This is a genomic window from Duganella hordei (genome assembly GCF_040369125.1).
In the GTDB taxonomy this organism is placed as follows: domain Bacteria; phylum Pseudomonadota; class Gammaproteobacteria; order Burkholderiales; family Burkholderiaceae_D; genus Rugamonas; species Rugamonas hordei.
Window position 1 is genome coordinate 1 of sequence record NZ_BPWI01000072.1, and the last position, 216, is coordinate 216.

At 53.2% G+C, this 216-nt stretch carries 1 rRNA gene; it reads right to left on the reverse strand.

The window, feature by feature from the left end:
- Positions 1-216: ribosomal RNA gene (locus tag ABWW33_RS33085) — 16S ribosomal RNA — on the reverse strand; the annotation flags it as partial.

Genomic DNA, 216 nt, shown 5'->3' on the forward strand with positions numbered 1-216 from the left:
TAGCAACTAATGACAAGGGTTGCGCTCGTTGCGGGACTTAACCCAACATCTCACGACACGAGCTGACGACAGCCATGCAGCACCTGTGTACTGGTTCCCTTTCGGGCACTCGCCAATCTCTCAGCGATTCCAGCCATGTCAAGGGTAGGTAAGGTTTTTCGCGTTGCATCGAATTAATCCACATCATCCACCGCTTGTGCGGGTCCCCGTCAATTC